This is a genomic window from Prevotella sp. tf2-5, from assembly GCF_900115435.1.
Lineage (GTDB): Bacteria > Bacteroidota > Bacteroidia > Bacteroidales > Bacteroidaceae > Prevotella.
Genome location: NZ_FOWK01000002.1, coordinates 373,488 through 392,968 on the forward strand (window position 1 = coordinate 373,488; position 19,481 = coordinate 392,968).

Below are 19,481 nucleotides of genomic sequence, written 5' to 3' on the forward strand. Positions count from 1 at the left end.
TTGCACCCGTTATGAAAAAGAACAAGCAATTAATCTTGACGGGCTTGTTGTGTATGATGCCTGTCCTGTCGCAAGCCTACGAGGTGAACGACTCTTCTCGTGTGATAGACTTAGATGAGGTCATTGTGGTCTCCCAACCCAAGGAGAGCTTCCTGTTACGTCAGCAACCGATGAGCAGTAATGTCTTCGGTGCCAGCGAGATGCAGCAGTTGAATGTGCGTGACCTCAGCCAGTTGTCACTGTATGTTCCCTCCTTCGTGATGCCAGCCTATGGCTCGCGTCTGACCTCCTCTCTATATATAAGAGGTATAGGCTCACGTATCAATAATCCGGCAGTGGGCGTTTATTACGATAATATCCCCTTGATGTCGAAGGCTGCCTATAATAACCATTTCTATATGCTCGACCGAGTGGATGTGCTGCGTGGTCCTCAGGCAACGCTCTATGGGCAGAATACCGAGGGCGGCTTGGTGCGTATCTATTCCAAGAACCCGATGAGCTACCAGGGTACGGATATCCGACTGGGCATCGGTACGGGACTCTATACGAATGTGGAGGTGGCGCATTACCATCGCCCCAGCGATAAACTGGCTTTCTCGGTGGCAGGCTTTTACAGTGGACTGAAAGGCTTCATCGACAACCAGAATTTCTCAGAGAAAAACGATAAGAGTAATGAGGCGGGCGCTAAGGTGCGTCTGATCTTTGCTCCTAATCATAAGTTGAAACTTGACTGGACGGTTGACTATCAGTACGTCAACCAGAACGGTTTTGGCTATGGAGAGTTCCAGCCGATAGAGACAAGCTCGGTCAGCCCATACACGCTTGATGTCGCTGATCCCGCCACCACCATCATGAATGGTTACAAGCGTAACATGCTGAATACAGGGCTTTCCATCAGCTATGATATGGGGAAACTGCTCTTCACCTCAACGACCAGTTATCAGTTCCTGCAGGACCAGATGATGATGGACCAGGACTATATGACACCTGACTTCCTGCGTCTGGAACAACGTCAGAAGATGAACGCACTGACACAGGAGTTTGTGCTCCGTTCTCAGCATACAGGCTGCTGGCAGCATGCCACGGGTGTCTTCGGCTCCTATCAGTGGTTGCATACCGATGCACCCGTCTATTTCGGTGATGCCATTACAGGTCCTATCGGTACTGCCATCGAGAATTCCATGAAGAATGCGATGATCCAGGCAATGGTGGGACGCTTCATAGGACAGGGAATGTCACCGGAACAGGCTCAGCAGATGGCACAGCGCACCGTGGACGGCATGGGTGTCACCATGTCGGCGGAGATGGGAGTGCCAGAGTCCTTCAAGACTCCTTCCATGAACTTCGCCCTTTTCCATGAGACGAATATCCAGTTGGTTGACCGCTTGAAACTGACGCTAGGCTTGCGCTTTAATGTCGACAGGGTGAAAGTCGACTATGACGCACTTGCTTATATGAACATGACAGGTGGTACTGCCAATGCGATGGCTACCTATCACCTCACCTCTCATGTGGTTGACAACCGCTCGAAGACCTTTACGCAGTTGCTGCCGAAAATAGGTCTTACTTACAGTTTTAATAAGGTGGGGAATGCTTACGCCCTCGTCTCTAAGGGCTATCGTGCCGGAGGCTACAATATCCAGATGTTCAGTGATATCCTCCAGACGGATTTGAATGCGAATCAGCAGAAAGCCATGCGTGGTGACTATGATGTGGAGCATAGTGCTGAAGACTATGACGCTATCGAGGAGACGATTGCCTATAAACCCGAGGAGTCCTGGAACTTCGAGGTGGGCACACACCTGAACCTCTTCGACTCTCAGGTTCATTTCGACCTCGCGCTCTTCTATATGAAGATCCGTAACCAGCAACTCTCCATCATGGAGCCTCACAGCAATTACGGTCGTATCATAGTGAATGCGGGTAAGAGCCACTCCTGCGGACTGGAGATGTCTTTGCGTGGACGTGCCTTCGACAATGCGCTTGACTGGGGCATGACCTACAGTTTTACCAACACGAAATTCGATAAATACCTGGTGACAAAGGGTGGGGCTGTCGCTCCAGATGTAGACGCTTTTGATGTCGATTACGATGGGAATTATGTGCCTTTCGTACCCCGCCATACGTTCAGTGCGATGGCGGATTACCACATCGGTAAATTTACCATTGGCGCGAATGTCTCAGGACAGGGTAAGACCTGGTGGGACGAGGCGAATACCTATTCGCAGAAGTTCTATGCGGTTCTCGGCGCCCATGCCGACTATGACTTCGGTCCTGTTGTCGTCACGGTCTGGGGACGTAACCTGACGGACACGAAATACAATACATTTGCCGTATCATCCACAGCGGCGGGAGGACAGCGCTATTTTGCACAGCGCGCCAATCCTATACAGGTCGGCATGGACGTAAACATACACTTCTAAGACGCATATATAAAACTAAACTCAGCCATTATTGTTAATAACGTTAAATTTAACGGAATTAATTAACTAAACGACTTCTTCGTATCGGTAAAAGCAGTATCTTTGCTTTCGATATGAAGAAGTCTACTATTTGGGCAATAGCCATCGTCATGGGACTCGCTTTCCTGGGTCTGCTTTATCTCCAGTTCTCCTATGTCGAGGAGATGGTGAAGATGAAGAAAGAACAGTTTGACGAGAGCGTGAACCGCAGTCTGTATCAGGCATCCCGTAACCTGGAGATGAATGAGACACTTCGTTACTTGGAGAAAGACGTACAGGCGACGGAGCGTCGTGCCTTCAGCCAGGACTCTATGATGGTTGACGGGCTCGACGGTACCATCAAGCAGTCGCACCAGTTTGCAGTGGCTGCCGACGATGGCACGGTATACTCCTCGTTCCAGTTGAAGACTTTCGAGATGAAGCCCGCCTCTGTGCCCAAGGCGATGATCCTGCGTAAAGACAAGAGCTCGCTCTCCGAGGCGGCGAAGTCGATGCAGGAGATCGTGCGTAACCGCTATGTCTACCAGAAAGCGTTGCTCGACGAGGTGGTGTATAATATCCTCTATACCGCCAGTGACAAACCGCTGAAGGAGCGTATCAACTTCCGGATGCTGGATCAGGATATCCGTGCGGAGCTGATGAACAACGGGGTCAATATCCCTTACCATTTCACCGTCTCCACATCGGACGGTCGTGAGGTGTATCGTTGTCCGGACTACACCGATGAGGGGGAGAAATACAGTTATACGCAGTTGCTGTTCCGTAACGACCCGCAGTCGAAGATGGGTGTGGTGAAGATTCACTTCCCGGACATGAGCAGCTATATCTTCTCCTCTGTACGCTTTATGATACCGTCATTGGTGTTCACGATGGTATTGCTCATCACGTTCATCTTCACCATCGTACTGATCTTCCGTCAGAAACGCTATACGGAGATCAAGAACGACTTCATCAATAATATGACGCATGAGCTAAAGACCCCTATCGCCTCTATCTCACTTGCCGCGCAGATGATGAATGACGACAGTGTGACGAAGAGTGAGCAGATGACGAAGCACCTGGGTGGCATCATCGCCGATGAGTCGAAGCGCCTCCGCTTCCTCGTGGAGAAAGTGCTGCAGATGTCGATGTTCGACAAGAAGAGTGTGGTGTTCAAGAAGAAACAACTCGACCTCAACGAGATGGTAGAGACCATCGCCTCCACCTTCTCCTTGCGTGTGGAGCATACGGGCGGTAAGATATACACCCAGATAGAGGCTGTCGACTCCGGTATCTATGTCGATGAGGTGCATTTCCAGAATGCCATCACCAACCTGATGGATAACGCCGTGAAATACCGGAAACCGGAGGAGCCGCTGGATATCTATATCCGTACGTGGAACGACCATGACCGTCTGTTGCTGAGTATCCGTGACACTGGTCAGGGCATCAAGAAGGAGAATATCAAGAAGATCTTCGATAAGTTCTACCGTGTGCATACGGGTAACAAGCACGATGTGAAGGGCTTCGGTCTCGGTCTTGCCTATGTGAAGAAAGTGGTGGATCTCCACCAGGGTGAGATCAAGTGTGAGAGTGACTTGGGAAAGGGTACCAAGTTCACCATCTCCCTGCCTGTTATGAAAGAGAATCAAGAATAATATATTAACAATTAAAAGAATAAGATTATGGACGAGAAACTGAAAATTCTTCTTTGTGAAGACGACGAGAACCTGGGAATGCTGTTGCGTGAGTATCTGGCAGCTAAGGGCTACCAGGCAGAGCTGTGCCCCGACGGTGAGGCAGGCTATAAGGCTTTCCTGAAGACGAAGTTTGACATCTGTGTGCTCGACGTGATGATGCCGAAGAAAGACGGTTTCACACTGGCACAGGAGATCCGCAGTGCCAATGCGGAGATACCTATCATCTTCCTCACGGCAAAGACATTGAAGGAGGACATCCTCGAAGGCTTTAAGATCGGTGCGGACGACTATATCACCAAGCCCTTCTCGATGGAGGAACTGGTGTTCCGTGTAGAGGCTATCCTGCGCCGCGTACGTGGTAAGAAGAACAAGGAGAGTTCCGTATATCATATCGGACGCTTCACCTTCGATACCCAGAAGCAGTTGCTGGTGATTGGTGACAAGCAGACGAAGCTGACGACGAAGGAGAATGAGTTGCTGGCACTGTTGTGCTCTCACGCCAATGAGATCCTGCAGCGTGACTTCGCCCTGAAGACCATCTGGATTGACGATAACTATTTCAATGCCCGCTCGATGGATGTGTATATCACCAAGCTGCGTAAGCATCTGAAGGACGACGACCAGATTGAGATCATCAATATCCACGGCAAAGGCTATAAGCTCATTGCGCCAGACGAGGAATAATCTATTGTGGTAAGATAATAACAGGAGAGGGACGGTCAGTGATTTGACCGCCCCTCTTTTCTATTCAGTGTTTGTGTCGGAAACATTCTTTATACAATGCCCTGGCTCATCATGGCAGAAGCCACCTTCATGAAACCGGCGACGTTAGCGCCCTTCACGTAGTTGATGTAACCGTCAGGCTGTGTACCGTACTTCACGCAGTTCTCGTGAATATCGTTCATGATACGCTTCAGGTAGTCGTCCACCTCCTTAGCGGTCCATGACAGACGCTCAGAGTTCTGTGACATCTCCAGACCAGATACAGACACACCACCAGCGTTAGAAGCCTTACCGGGAGCGTACAGGATCTTGGCATCCTGGAAGATCTTGATAGCCTCGGGCAGTGAAGGCATGTTAGCACCCTCAGCGACGGCGATGACACCATTGTCTACGAGTGCCTGAGCCTGCTCACCGTTGATCTCGTTCTGGGTAGCGCATGGCAGGGCGATGTCAGCCTTCTCGTGCCAGGGACGCTCACCAGCGTGGTATACTGCGTTAGGATACTCCTCAGCATACTCCTTGATACGTCCGCGCTCTACATTCTTCAACTCCTTCACGTAAGCGAGCTTAGCCTCGTCGATACCGTCTGGGTCGTAGATGTAACCGTCAGAGTCAGAGAGGGTCATGGGGATAGCACCGAGCTGGATGCACTTCTCAGTAGCATACTGTGCCACGTTACCGGAACCGGAGATCAGCACCTTCTTACCCTTGATGTCGATATTACGGGTAGCGAGCATAGAGGTCAGGAAGTAAACACAACCGTAACCAGTAGCCTCGGGACGGATCAGTGAGCCGCCGAAGGGGATACCCTTACCTGTGAGCACACCCTGGAACTGGTGGGTCAGCTTCTTGTACTGTCCGAAGAGGTAACCTACCTCACGACCACCTACACCGATATCACCAGCGGGAACGTCCTCATCGGGACCGATCACACGATATAACTCATTCATGAATGCCTGGCAGAAACGCATCACCTCAGCGTCGCTCTTACCACGGGGAGAGAAGTCGGAACCACCCTTGGCACCACCCATAGGCAGGGTTGTCAGTGAGTTCTTGAAGGTCTGCTCGAAGGCGAGGAACTTCAGGATACCGAGGTTCACGCTCTTGTGATAACGGAGACCGCCTTTGTACGGACCGATAGCATTGTTGTGCTGAATACGGTAACCCATGTTGGTCTGTACCTTACCCTGGTCGTCTACCCATGTGATACGGAACTCACATACGCGATCGGGGATGCAGAGGCGCTCGATGAGGTTTGCCTTCTCAAACTCAGGGTGCTTGTTGTACTCTTCTTCGATAGTGGGAAGAACTTGACTTACTGCCTGGATGTACTCCGGCTCGTTGGGGAAGCGTTGCTTCAGATTCTCAACAACTTGTGCTGCATTCATAATCTTTTTCCTTTTTTGGTTATTATACTATTGAAATTTGTATCTCGAATTATTTCGGATGCAAAATTACATCAAAAAATTGAATTACCAAACATTTTATCAAAAAAAATACGAAAAAAGTTTCTTTTTGTCACGAATTGACTCAAATCAAGGGAAAAATGACAAAAATATGCAGGTTATATGTGTGCGGGAACAACAAACGTCTGCCTGGAGGGCAGACGTTTGGGTTGTATGTAAGGGGGTTGTATGTTAATGTGTGAACGACAGCTCGTCTTTTCCTTCCACCTTATTAATATGTATGGTGTCTCCATTCTGGAGGTCGCCATTGACGATCAGTTCCGAGATGCCGTCCTCGATATAGCTCTGGATGGCACGTTTCAGGGGGCGTGCACCGAACTGCACGTCATAGCCCTTCTCAGCGACATACTGTTTCGCCTCGTCGCTCAGGTCGATGGTGTAGCCGAGGTCTCCGATGCGCTTGTAGAGCCCCTGCAGTTCCACGTCGATGATCCTCTTGATGGCGTCGAGGTCGAGCTGGTCGAAGGTGATGATCTCGTCCAGGCGGTTGAGGAACTCAGGTGAGAACTGCTTAGACAGAGCTTTCTGTACGATCTGGCGGGCGTGCTCCTTATCCTGTTCGTTCAGCATCAGGGCGCCAGAGCCTGCGCTGGTGAATCCCACGCCTCGTCCGAAGTCCTTCAGTTGTCGTGTTCCCGCGTTCGATGTCATAATGATCACCGTGTTACGGAAGTCCACGAAGCGCCCGTTACCATCCGTCAGTCGTCCCTCGTCGAGAACCTGCAGCAACAGGTTGAACACGTTGCCGTGGGCTTTCTCTATCTCGTCGAGCAGTACGATGGAGTAGGGATGGCGGCGCACCCGCTCCGTCAGTTGTCCACCCTCCTCATAGCCGACATAGCCCGGAGGAGCGCCGATCAGTCGTGACACGTTGAACGACTCCGTATACTCACTCATATCGACACGTATCAAGGCGTCGCTGCTGCCAAACATAAACTCCGCGAGTTTCTTGGCGAGGTAAGTCTTGCCGACACCCGTAGGACCGAGGAACATAAAGGCGCCGATGGGGTGGTTAGGGTCTTTCAGTCCCACCCTGTTACGCTGGATGGCACGTACCATCTTCTCGATAGCCTTGTCCTGTGCGATGACATGCGTCTTGAGTTCCTGCGCCATGCCTTTCAGTCGGATACCCTCCTCCTGTGCCATGCGCTGTACGGGGACACCCGTCATCATCGACACCACGTCCTGCACCTCTTTCTCCGTGACCGTCTGTTTGTCGTCGATATCCCCCTCCTGCCATTTGCGGTTCATCTCCGCCAGCTGGCTCTCCATCACCGTCTGGCGGTCGCGGAAGCCTGCGGCAAGTTCGAAGTTCTGGTTCTTGACAGCCAGTTGTTTCTTCTCCGTCACCTCTTTCAGTTCCAGTTCCAGTTGTGCGATCTCAGGGGGTACCTTTACATTATTAAGATGTACGCGTGAGCCCACCTCATCCATTGCGTCGATCGCCTTGTCGGGTTGCTGGCGGTCACTGATATAGCGGTCTGTCAATTTGACACATGCCGCCAAAGCGTCATCCGTATAGTTCACATGGTGGTGCAGCTCATAGCGTCCTTTGATGTTATGCAGGATCTGCAGTGTCTCCTCGGCGTTAGTCGGTTCGATGAGGACTTTCTGGAAGCGGCGTTCCAGGGCACCGTCTTTCTCGATGGAGTTACGGTACTCGTCGAGTGTCGTGGCGCCGATACACTGGATGGTGCCCCTTGCCAGTGCGGGTTTCAGGATGTTGGCGGCATCCATGGAGCCAGGTGTCGAACCCGCTCCGATAAGGGTGTGTATCTCATCGATGAAGACGATCACGTCCGGGTTCTGTTCCAGTTCCTTGATCAGTTGTCGGATACGCTCCTCAAACTGTCCTCTGTATTTCGTGCCGGCGACGACCCCAGTCAGGTCGAGTGTCACCAGTCGTTTGCCGAAGAGCATGGGAGAGCACTCCCTGCGGGCGATCATCTGTGCGAGACCCTCCACGATGGCACTCTTGCCCACACCGGGCTCACCGATGAGGATGGGGTTGTTCTTCTTCCTTCTGCCCAGGATCTCCACCACGCGCTGTATCTCCCGCTCACGACCCACCACGGGGTCGAGTTTGTCGTCCAGCGCCTGTTGTGTCAGGTCTGTCGAGAAATTGTCGAGCACGGGTGTCTTCGACTTCGTCTGTTTGGTCTGTGTCGTGGTATGGCTGTTGGATGCCGACGGGCGCTGGCTGTTAGAGGTCTGTTCCTCTTCCTCCTCATAGTCCTCGTCGGGCAGTCCGATACCGTTCTTGACGCTCAGCAGCGTCAGTGTATCCTCGTAATTCATATTATTCATTTCCAATACTATTTTAGCTCCGTTGTCCACCTGGTCGTGCAGGATGGCGAGCAGCAGGTGTTGCTCGTCCACACGGGTGGTGCGCTGGATACGTGCCTCCAGCACCGCCAGTTTCAGGATATTGCTGGCTTTCTCGTTAAGTACCAGTTCATTGGTATTGATAGGCATGCCGATCTCATCCTCCCTCACGCGTGACTCCAGTTCTGTCTTCACATTCGACAGGTTGATGGCGAGTCGTCGGAACACGTCATTGACGGGTCCCTCCTTGATACGCAGCATACCGAGCAGCAGGTGCTCCGGTCCCACGCTTCGGCTGGCGAGGCGTGCGGCTTCCTCACGGGAGTAGGCGAGTATCTCCGATACCTTAGGTGAAAATTGACTTGTCATACATCCGTCTTCATGCAAACACCGTGCCAAAAAAATGCCCTTTTCTTGTCAAAATCGACAAAAAAAGGGCGTTTTTTTTGTGGGATGAGACAAATATGAAAACATTTGAGACAAATTTGAAAGTTTATTTTCAAAAAAGTTTGTACATTTGCAACACCTTTCCGAAGGTAAAGCGATCTTTTCTTTATCAAGAATAAAAGAGTCTAAGTTTTCGATTAACAAAAAAGACCAAACAAGAATTATTCCGATTACGAAGACTACCTGGCTCACTCCCCATGGGGCGTGGGCATTGGTAGTTTGTGGCTGTAATCGGAATGGGGATTGGTCTCCCCTTGTTAATCGGTCAGGAACTCGATATGCCCGCGTCTCTTCTATATATTTAATAAGGTGAAACTATGAATAGTATAATTATTAGAAGAAGCGTATGATATTCCTTTCTTGTTATCAGCATTTCACAGACACATGTCCGGTGAAGACGACGATGGAGAACATCGTCAGGCTGATTAAAGACGATGCCTCGGTGGCGGCGAAGACGGCTGCCCACCGTAACGACCCCCAGGCAGGACACAAGAGTGCCTGTCCCCTGTTTGCCGTCGCCGCCGTCATGGAGGGCGGCAAGAGTGAGCGTCACATCGTGGAGATGACAGGCGTGTCGATGGTCGATGTCGACCATATCAGCCAGCATACCGATAGTCCCGGGGCGTGCGACAAGGTGGCGGAGCTGTTTCAGCGGCTCATCACCGACCCCCACACACTCCTCTGCTACCGTACCATCAGCGGCGACGGCATCAGGACGCTCTTCCGCTATGAGCTGGACGAGCGTTACGACCTGGCGTTGCAGAAACGGTATTATCCCAAGGCGTTCCTCTATGGCAACGAGTACTATGCCCGGACGTATGGCGTGATGTATGACGAGCAGTGTAAGAATGTCGGCAGACTGAGTGGTGTCGCCCATGACCCGGAGGTGTATTACAATCCCGATGCCGTGCCCTTCGGCAAGGAGGAGATACAGGCGGCAGCGGAGCAGGTACTCCAGCGGAAGAGGGAGCGGCGCAAACGGGAGCGGGAGCTGAAGCGTATCACCGCCTGTTACGAGCAGGTCATCCGTCCGGAGGTGGAGGCTGACGGTGCTGTCTATGCCCCCGGCTCCCATAACGACTACGTGATGCGCGTAGGGTATAAGTTGAATCAGTTCGGTTTTAGTCCAGAGGCGGCGAGGGAGTGGGCATGCCAGACCTTCCGTGAGTATGAGATGGCAGGGAATGTGGTTGATAGCTGCTATCGGAAAACGGAGGAGTTTGGTGTCCGCAACAGACATAAGTCCCGCTCCTCCCGCCCGCCTCAAGGTGACAGTTCGTACTGGGCGACGGTGGAGGATATCCAGGCGTTCCTCACCGGTCATATCAAGTTGCGGCATAATATCATCACGGGTAGGGTGGAGTATGCGACGCCCTCCGACTCCCCCTCTACAGGGGGAGAGAGCGGGCACTGGGAACCCATCACCGACCGTGTCATGAACTCCCTGTGGTGTGAGATGTCGAAGACACAGAAAGTCAACTCGCAGGACATCTACCGGGTCGTCCAGAGTGACTATGTGCCGCAGTACCATCCGTTCAGGGAGTATCTGGAGGGGCTGGAGCACTCCGAGTCCTCCGAGCATGACTATATCCGTGACCTCGCCAACACCATCACCCTCAAATGTCCTCCCCCTAAACAGGGGGAGTCAGAGGGGGTCTGGCATTGTTACCTCAAGAAATGGCTCGTCGCCATGATAGCGGGATGGCTCGACCCGACCGTCGTCAATAATGTCATCCTGGTACTCATCGGGGAACAGGGCTCGTATAAGACGACATGGTTCTCGTACCTGCTGCCGCCACCGCTCCGTTGTTATTTCTATACTAAGACGAATGCCAACCGCATGGGGCGTGACGACCTGTTGACGCTGGCGCAGTATGGGTTGGTGTGCTGCGAGGAGCTGGACACCATGCGACCGTCGGAGCTCAACCAACTGAAGGCGGCGGTCACCATGACGACTGTCGACGAGCGAGCGGCATACGCCCATTTCCATGAGCACCGACCGCATATCGCCTCGTTCTGCGGCACGGGAAACAACAAACAGTTTCTCAGCGACCCGACAGGGAACCGGCGGTGGCTCCCCTTCGAGGTGGAGGCGATACGCTCTCCCCGTGACCATCCCCTCGACTATGACGGCATCTACCGGCAGGCATACCGCCTGTACAAGAGTGGCTACCAGTACTGGTTCTCGCAGGACGAGATCAAACGTCTTGCCGAGCATAACCGTCAGTTTGAGACACCCCGTCTTGAACAGGAACTGGTGGATACCTACTTCCGGGTGCCTGAGAATGGGGAGCAGGGGGAGTTTATGACCATCTCCATGGCGATTCAGACGATGGGTGGGAACCTCGCCAACAAACTCAATCATATCCTGGTGGGCAGGGCGTTTGTGGAAAAAGGTTTCCAATCCATACGACGCTCAGAAAGGGGCTATGTCGTCATGCGCCGTAGCACAGAGGAGATCAGAATCAGGAACAGACAACTTGCTAACGTCGGATTGACGTTTGACGGATGATTTTTAAGACCCTCACGTGCGTGAGCGCGCAGGAACGCTAAAAAGAGGGCGAAATTCCACGTTCCTGCGCGCGCACGTATAACACTTTAGAAAATGATCCGTCAAGTGTCAATCCGTCAATCTTTCATAACCTGATTCATTAACCAACACACCATGAAAAATTTAGAGATAAGGATCTACGGGAAGCGTGAGCTTGCCAGACTGTACTTCCCGAAGACGAAAACGGAAAAGGGCGCTCTTAACAACCTGAAATTATGGATCAAGGGAAACACCGAGCTGACGGAAGCTCTCCTCGCCTGTGGCAGAGCGAAGTGCGCCCAGCGATACTTCCCAGAGGAGGTGACATTGATCATCTACTACCTGGGGGAGCCGTAGGAAGGCGGCACCTCCTGGGGTCGAAGGCGCCGCCTTCGCCCCCAGGAAGCGGCACCTTCGGCGGCGGAAGGCGCCGCCTTCGGAATCCCGGCATTTCGGAATCTCGGAATCCCGAAATCCCGAAATCTCGAAAAAAAAATCCCCAAATAATTTTGCCCCGTCAAAATTATTTGATACCTTTGCGACATTATTCATCAAACTATACATTACAATGATCAGCATCAATAACTTCAGCTATTACTGGCTTGACACATGGGTCTTTGCCAATGTCATCCAACTGGCAACACAGGATTTCTGCATCCGCTTCCTGAACCATTCCAACGACCCTTGCGGACGACAGTTCGACCAGATGACGCAGGCGGCACGCTCCGTTCCTGCCAATATCGCCGAGGGTAGCTCCAGACGCTCCACCTCGAAGGAGACGGAGATGAAACTCACGGACGTGGCGCGTGCCAGTCTTGCGGAACTGGCTAACGACTACCTTAACTGGATACTGCTCCATGAGCGTGTCCCTTGGTCTAACCGCTCTGCGGAATATAATACCGTCAATCAGATCTCCCTTGACCGACCGGACTATAAAGGTGATGTGCAACACCTGAGCAGCATCCACATCCTGAACCAGAGGCGGAAGTTTGACGCGTGGCTGAAGGGTAATGACTCCCTGGTGGCGGCTAATTGTATATTGGTTCTCTGCAACAGGCTCATCATGATGTTAGGACAACAGATGAAACGGCAGTTGGAGAGTTTCAAGGCGGAAGGCGGATTCACCGAGGGACTGACGGCGGAGCGCCTTGCCTTCCGCACCCAGCAGAGCGTGGCGGCGGATGCACCGGCATGCCCGAGATGTGGTAAGCCGATGATCAAGCGGGTGGCGAAGAAAGGCATCCATTCCGGCAGGGAGTTCTGGAGCTGCAGCGCCTATCCCCAGTGCAATGGCACCCTCGATGTGAAGTGATTCCCGGAATTTCGGAATCTCGGAATCTCGGAATCTCGGAATTTCGGAATCTCGGAATCTCGAAATGCCGAAATCCCGAAAAAATCCCCCGCAAATGCTCGAAGAGCACAGCGGGGGAATTTTTTTTTATTACCTTTGCAGTGGATATCCAAAAGAACAGTTAAACCATTTAAAACACACAAAAATTATGACAACACACAAAATCGCATTGAAGATCAATTACCGTAAGAACAACAGCGTACGCTCCACCAACTACGGCAGGTACTATCCCGAGGTGGACCGCAACGAGACACTGTCGCTGCGTGGTCTCTCCGAGCATATCAAGAGCCACGGCACCATCTACACCCGTGACGTCATCGAGGGCGTGCTCATCAAGATGTCGGAGTGTATCCCCGAGCTCATCTCCCAGGGCATCGGTGTGAAACTCGACGGACTGGGTAAGTTCTATCCCACTGCCAAATCGGTGAAGGGCGGTGTGGCAGAGGCTGACCTGAAGGGTGTCAACTCTAACGACGTGGTGAAGGGCATCCGTATCCGCTTCCTGCCAGACAGTCAGTCGCTCGACAACATCACCAGTGTGGAGTTCAAGAAGAAATGCTCCCTGGAGTCCGCTCATATCATCGAGACGACGAAGGTCGGCGGCAAGCGTGTCTCCACGAAGACGCCCATCGCAGAGTGGTTGGTGGCGCACGGTGCTGAAGTACAGGAACCTTAATCTTTTAATACCATGAAAGCACTATGAAGAAAGAGTTAATCAAGAAGATCATCCAGATCGTCATCACGATCCTCACCGCAGTCAGCTCGACACTGTTTGTCCAGTCGTGTTATTAAAATGAAGAACACAAGAGTAGCAAGGGGGTTGCGTAACAACAACCCCCTTAACATCATCAAGAACAAGACCGTCAGGTGGCTGGGAGAAACCAACTGTGACAGTGAACGGACATTCTGTCAGTTCTCCACCATGGCGTTCGGGCTGCGTGCCGCCCTCAAGCTCCTCCGTACCTACTATGTGAGACACGGCTGCATCACCCTCCGGCAGATCATCCGGCGATGGGCTCCGGAGACGGAGAACAAGACAGTAGCCTATATCCATACTGTCTGCCACCTGACAGACAAGCTCCCGGACAGTCCGCTGCCGCCGATGAGCCGGGACACAAGCGACGTGTGGCAGACTGTCGTCCTCGCTATGGCGACGGTGGAGTGCGGACTCGACGAGCTAGGGCGTGAGCATCTCAGGGCTGACCTCGAGAACGCATGGAGCATGCTCTACTACTAACAAATATCATCCAGAATGGAAAGAAATATGTCGTAAAATAGGCAATAAACGTTAATTTATTTTGATATTTGCCCGCTAATGCTTAACTTTGCATGCTAATTGAAACAAAGGAAAACGCGTTAGCGGGCTTTAAAATGCCCTTAAACGCGAAAAACGGGAAAATTTGAATAATTGAAACAATAATGGATCAGACAATCGACAACGACAGAATTCTGAAAATCAACATCGAGGAGGAGATGAAGTCCTCGTACATCGACTACTCTATGTCGGTCATCGTGGCACGTGCCCTCCCTGATGTGCGTGACGGCTTTAAGCCAGTACATCGCCGTATCCTGTATGGTATGATGAATATCAATAACGTATCGACACAGCCGTATAAGAAATGCGCGCGCGTCGTCGGTGAGGTGCTCGGTAAATACCACCCCCATGGCGACTCCTCCGTGTACGGAGCACTGGTGCGCATGGCACAGGACTGGAACCTGCGCTATACACTGGTGGACGGACAGGGTAACTTCGGTAGTGTGGACGGCGACTCTCCCGCAGCCATGCGTTATACAGAGTGCCGCCTCTCGAAGATGGGTGAGCATATCATGGACGACCTGGAGAAAGACACGGTCGACATGATGAACAACTTCGACGACTCGCTGGTGGAGCCTACGGTGATGCCTACGAAGATCCCTAACCTGCTGGTGAACGGCGGTAACGGTATCGCAGTGGGTATGGCGACGAACATGCCGACGCATAACCTCGGTGAAGTGATCGACGGCTGTTGTGCGTATATCGACAATCCTGATATCGACACAGAGGGTCTGATGCAGTATATCCCCGGTCCTGACTTCCCCACGGGAGCGTATATCTACGGTCTGCAGGGTGTGAAGGATGCCTACGAGACCGGTCGTGGACGTATCGTGATGCGCGCCAAGGCTGAGATCGAGACGGGCGAGACGCACGACAAGATCGTCGTGACGGAGATCCCATACGGTGTCAACAAGGCGGATCTGGTGAAGTATATCGCCGACCTCGCCAACGAGCATAAGATAGAGGGTGTCGCCAATGTCAATGATGAGTCGGGTCGTCAGGGTATGCGTATCGTGGTCGACTGCAAGCGTGACTGTAATGCCAACGTGCTGTTAAACAAACTGTTTAAGATGACAGCGCTACAGAGCTCATTCTCAGTGAATAACATCGCTTTGGTAAAGGGTCGCCCACGTCTGCTGAACCTCAAGGAATGCGTGAAATATTTCGTGGAGCACCGTCATGACGTGACCATCCGCCGCACGAAGTTCGACCTGAAGAAAGCACAGGAGCGCGCCCATATCCTGGAGGGCTTGATCATCGCCGTCAACAATATCGACGAGGTCGTACATATTATAAGGAATAGTAAGACCCCCAGTGATGCCCAGCATAACCTGGAGGTACGCTTCGAACTCGACGAGCTCCAGTCGAAGGCTATCGTGGACATGCGTCTCGCACAGTTGACGGGTCTGCGTGTCGACCAGCTCCACCAGGAGTTCGACGACCTGCAGAAACTGATCGCCGACTTGCAGGAGATCCTGGACAACCCGGAGCGTTGCAAGCAGGTGATGAAGGACGAGTTGCAGGAGGTGAAGGAGAAATACGGCGACGACCGTCGTACGGAGATCATCCCCTTCGACCATGAGTTCAATGCCGAGGACTTCTATCCCGATGACCCTGTGGTCATCACCATCTCACACATGGGCTATATCAAGCGTACCAAGCTCGATGAGTTCCATGAGCAGGGCAGGGGTGGTGTCGGCGCCAAGGCGGCACGCCATCGTGACAACGACTTCACGGAGTATATCTATCCTGCCACGATGCATAACACACTGCTCTTCTTCACGCAGAAGGGCCGCTGCTACTGGCAGAAGTGCTATGAAATTCCTGAGGGTGACAAGAACTCGAAGGGACGCGCCATCCAGAACATGCTGAATATCGAGCCGGATGACGCCATCAATGCCGTACTGCGCATCAAGAACTTCAATGACACGGAGTTTGTCAATTCCCATTATGTGGTATTCGCCACCAAGAACGGTATTGTCAAGAAGACCTGTCTGGAGGCATATAGCCGTCCGCGTGCCAATGGTGTCATCGCCATCAATATCAACGAGGGCGACAAGGTGGTGGGCGTACGCCTGACCAACGGTCATAACGAGATCCTGCTCGCCAACCGCAACGGTCGCGCCGTCCGCTTCAACGAGGATCAGATTCGTAGCATGGGTCGTGTGTCCACCGGTGTGATCGGTATGCGTATCGACGGCGGCGACGACGAGGTCATCGGTATGGTATGTGTCAACGACCCGCAGACGGAGACCATCATGGTGGTCAGCGAGAACGGCTACGGCAAGCGCTCTGAGGTAGAGGACTACCGTAAGACGGCACGTGGCACGAAGGGTGTGAAGACCCTCGCTATCACGGAGAAAACGGGTCGTCTGGTGGCTATCAAGGTGGTGACTGACGAGAACGACCTGATGATCATCAACAAGAGTGGTATCCTCATCCGTCTGAAGGTGGCTGATGTCCGTGTCATGGGACGTGCCACCCAGGGTGTGCGCCTGATCAACCTGACGAAGAAGAACGACACCATCGCCTCTGTCTGCAAGGTGACAAGCAGTCAGGAGGAGGATGTGGAATACTCCGAGAACTCTGAGAACTCTGAGAACTCTGAGAACTCCGAGAACCAAGAATAATTATAGTTTAACCAATATTAAAAGCTTATGAAAAAAGTAATGATGATGGCATTGGCACTCGTAGCAAGTGCTACCGCCTTTGCCGGTGACAGTGACGCTTTGAAGGCTATCAAAAAGGCTAAGACCTATGCCGAGGCGGCACAGCTCGTGAAGACCTCACAGCTCGCTAATGACGAGGAGCGTGCCGAGGCATACAATAAACTGGTTGACCTCGCCATGGAGAAAGTGGGCAAAGAGACGGGCACGATCGCCCAGAACCAGGCCGCCGTACAGTTGGGAACCGGTAAGGAAGAGGCTTATGACACCCTCGGACTTGCTGACGCTATCTGCAACGCTATCGCTTCCGCTATCGAGTGTAACAAATATGACCAGCTTCCTAACGCCAAGGGTAAGGTGAAGCCACAGTATGATGAGAAGAACGCCCAGCGTATATGGGCTGTCCGTACACACCTGGTGAATATCGGACAGGACGAGGCTCGTAAGGGTAATAACGCCGGTGTACTGAAATACTGGGGTGCCTTCCTCGACTCAGACTCTGATCCTCTGTTCGCCGCACAGGACCACGAGGCTGAGAAGGGATATATCGGACAGGTCGCTTACTTCGCCGGACGCTATGCCTTCGATGCCAAGGACCTGGCTCGTGCCGACAAATACTTCGATATCGCCATGCAGGATCCTGAGCAGAAGAAGGACGCTCTGACCTTCAAGCTCTATGCCGCTGGCAGCAACCTGAAGAGTAAGGCTGACTCCCTGCAGTATATCGAACAGCTGAAGGGGCTCTATGCCAATGATCCTGAGAATGACGTACTGCTCGACAAGCTCTTCTCCATGTACGATGGTATGAAGGACAAGGCTGCCCAGACAGCACTCCTCGACAACCACCTCGCTAAGTATCCTAACAGCTTCTCTGCCCTTGCCAACAAGGGTATGATGGCGATCGCTGAGAATAATGCGGAGGAGGGTGCCAAATGGCTTCGCAAGGCTGCTGTCGCCAGTCCTGAGAATGCTGTCATCCAGACCTATCTGGGTATCTGCCTGAATGCACAGGCTGGACAGATGGACGACACCGCTAAACGTAAGGAGTTGTTCCAGGAGGCTATCGTTGCCTTTGACAAGGCAAAGGAACTGGATCCCGGAAGACAGGCTCCTTGGGCTTATAACCGTTATCAGGCTTACTATAACCTCTATGGCGCTGATGACCCCAAGACCAAGGAAGCTGAACTGGACGCTAAATAAACAGATTTAATACTCGCAGATGAAGAAGCAAAAGACGATTGCGCTGCTTCTCCTCCTGCTCATGATAACACCGTGCCTGAGAGCTCAGAAGAAAGAGCTCAGTCAGGCACGGTCTTATATCAAGAGCGGCAAGGATTTCGACAAGGCGGAGAAACTGATGACCGACTTGTTGGAGAAAGACTCAGCCAACAAAACCAACAAGAAAATTTACCTGACATGGTTTCAGGCTGTCACAGAACAATATAAGGCAGCCAATGAGAAACTGTATCTCAAACAGCAGTATGACACCGCTGCCTTCTTCAATCTGACACGAAGGCTATATGCCATTGCAGAGACGCTGGACACTCTTGATGCACAACCTGATGGGAAAGGAAGGGTGAAGTTGCGCTATAGGGAGGATCATGCCCGACAGCTCAACTTATTACGCCCTAACCTTTATTTCGGAGGGACTTATCACTTGCGGAAAGAGAATTATCAGACAGCTTTTGACTTCTTTGAGACGTATATCGACGCAGCAGAAAAGCCCTTGTTCAAGGGATATGATTATAACAAGACGGACAAACGCTTGCCCGAGGTAGCCTACTGGGCATCGTATGCAGGGTATAAGATGCAGGATGCACCAAAGACCTTGAAGTATTTCGATATGGCAGTGAAAGACACGTCAAAGGCTAGTTATGCCATGCAGTATGCTTGTGAGGCATATCGCTGGCAGCAGAATGAACAGGCGTATCTTGCCATGCTCAAAAGAGGCTTTGCAGCTTATCCTGACTTCCCTTATTTCTTCCCCCGACTGGTCGACTACTATAATGCGAGGGAGCATCCAGACTCTGCACTCTATTATGCGGATGCAGCACTGAAGAGTAATCCCAATAGTGAACTCTTCCTGCTTGCCAAGTCTGTCGCTTTGCTGAATCTGGAACGTTACGACGAGTGTATACAGGTTAGTGAACGGCTGATAGCTAATAACGACTCCCTGGCGGAACCTTATTTCACCATCGCCACGGCAAAACTCAACCAGGTGCTGGAGCTCGACCGCCGTAACCAACCGCGTGTCTACCGACAACAGATACGGAAGTTGTATATGGAGGCACGACCGTATATGGAGGCATACCGCAAACTGGCTCCTGACGAGAAACGGAAATGGGCACCTGCCCTCTACCGCATCTATCTTAACCTGAATATGGGCAAGCAATTCGAGGAGATTGACAAGGTGATGAGGAAGCTCTAATGCTAAAAAATCGAAAATAAATACACAGGTCGTATTTGTTTTCGATTTTTTTCTTATCTTTGTAGACTAATATACGAACATATCTAAAA

14 protein-coding genes are annotated in these 19,481 nt (G+C 52.0%); 12 read left to right on the forward strand and 2 right to left on the reverse strand.

Translation table 11 applies throughout. The annotated features are described in order from the left end of the window. Positions 1-11 precede the first annotated feature (11 nt). The 3 genes from BM257_RS03490 to BM257_RS03500 all read left to right on the forward strand — a co-directional run bounded on the left by BM257_RS03490 (position 12) and on the right by BM257_RS03500 (position 4,825). Positions 12-2,423, forward strand: a complete 2,412-nt coding sequence (locus tag BM257_RS03490) for a TonB-dependent receptor (RefSeq protein WP_255405490.1) — start codon at positions 12-14, stop codon at positions 2,421-2,423. 113 nt (positions 2,424-2,536) lie between these two features. After that, positions 2,537-4,099 (forward strand): sensor histidine kinase, encoded by a 1,563-nt coding sequence (locus BM257_RS03495; RefSeq protein ID WP_092068285.1) that lies wholly within the window; start codon positions 2,537-2,539, stop codon positions 4,097-4,099. 27 nt (positions 4,100-4,126) lie between these two features. Further along, positions 4,127-4,825: a response regulator transcription factor RprY gene (locus BM257_RS03500; protein WP_092068287.1), complete on the forward strand. Its 699-nt coding sequence runs from the start codon at positions 4,127-4,129 to the stop codon at positions 4,823-4,825. Positions 4,826-4,914: 89 nt separating this feature from the next. Here the strand turns inward: BM257_RS03500 and BM257_RS03505 are convergent, their stop codons facing one another. Then, positions 4,915-6,252: an NADP-specific glutamate dehydrogenase gene (locus BM257_RS03505; RefSeq protein ID WP_092068289.1), complete on the reverse strand. Its 1,338-nt coding sequence runs from the start codon at positions 6,250-6,252 to the stop codon at positions 4,915-4,917. A 249-nt stretch (positions 6,253-6,501) separates the two neighbouring features. After that, positions 6,502-9,024 (reverse strand): ATP-dependent Clp protease ATP-binding subunit, encoded by a 2,523-nt coding sequence (locus BM257_RS03515; protein ID WP_092068292.1) that lies wholly within the window; start codon positions 9,022-9,024, stop codon positions 6,502-6,504. A gap of 424 nt (positions 9,025-9,448) precedes the next feature. On the opposite strand from BM257_RS03515, the gene BM257_RS03520 reads away from it, so the two are divergent. From BM257_RS03520 to BM257_RS03560, 9 genes are all read left to right on the forward strand, one after another. Next, positions 9,449-11,614, forward strand: a complete 2,166-nt coding sequence (locus tag BM257_RS03520; RefSeq protein WP_092068294.1) for a VapE domain-containing protein — start codon at positions 9,449-9,451, stop codon at positions 11,612-11,614. 153 nt (positions 11,615-11,767) lie between these two features. Next, entirely contained in the window at positions 11,768-11,989 is a 222-nt protein-coding gene (locus BM257_RS03525; RefSeq protein ID WP_092068296.1) for a DUF4248 domain-containing protein, read from the forward strand. A gap of 211 nt (positions 11,990-12,200) precedes the next feature. Then, entirely contained in the window at positions 12,201-12,944 is a 744-nt protein-coding gene (locus BM257_RS14710; RefSeq protein ID WP_177216002.1) for a four helix bundle suffix domain-containing protein, read from the forward strand. Positions 12,945-13,131: 187 nt separating this feature from the next. Continuing rightward, on the forward strand, positions 13,132-13,659 hold the full coding sequence (locus BM257_RS03540; RefSeq protein WP_092068298.1) for an HU family DNA-binding protein: 528 nt from the start codon (positions 13,132-13,134) through the stop codon (positions 13,657-13,659). Positions 13,660-13,682: 23 nt separating this feature from the next. Next, positions 13,683-13,775, forward strand: coding sequence for a smalltalk protein (locus BM257_RS14715; RefSeq protein ID WP_177216003.1), 93 nt, complete (start codon positions 13,683-13,685; stop codon positions 13,773-13,775). Between the two features lies 1 nt (position 13,776). After that, entirely contained in the window at positions 13,777-14,220 is a 444-nt protein-coding gene (locus BM257_RS03545; RefSeq protein ID WP_092068300.1) for a hypothetical protein, read from the forward strand. Between the two features lie 182 nt (positions 14,221-14,402). Next, positions 14,403-16,928 (forward strand): DNA gyrase subunit A, encoded by a 2,526-nt coding sequence (gyrA, locus tag BM257_RS03550; RefSeq protein WP_092068302.1) that lies wholly within the window; start codon positions 14,403-14,405, stop codon positions 16,926-16,928. 27 nt (positions 16,929-16,955) lie between these two features. Beyond that, positions 16,956-18,164 (forward strand): tetratricopeptide repeat protein, encoded by a 1,209-nt coding sequence (locus BM257_RS03555; RefSeq protein WP_092068304.1) that lies wholly within the window; start codon positions 16,956-16,958, stop codon positions 18,162-18,164. Between the two features lie 19 nt (positions 18,165-18,183). Further along, on the forward strand, positions 18,184-19,392 hold the full coding sequence (locus BM257_RS03560) for a tetratricopeptide repeat protein (protein WP_255405492.1): 1,209 nt from the start codon (positions 18,184-18,186) through the stop codon (positions 19,390-19,392). Positions 19,393-19,481 lie beyond the last annotated feature (89 nt).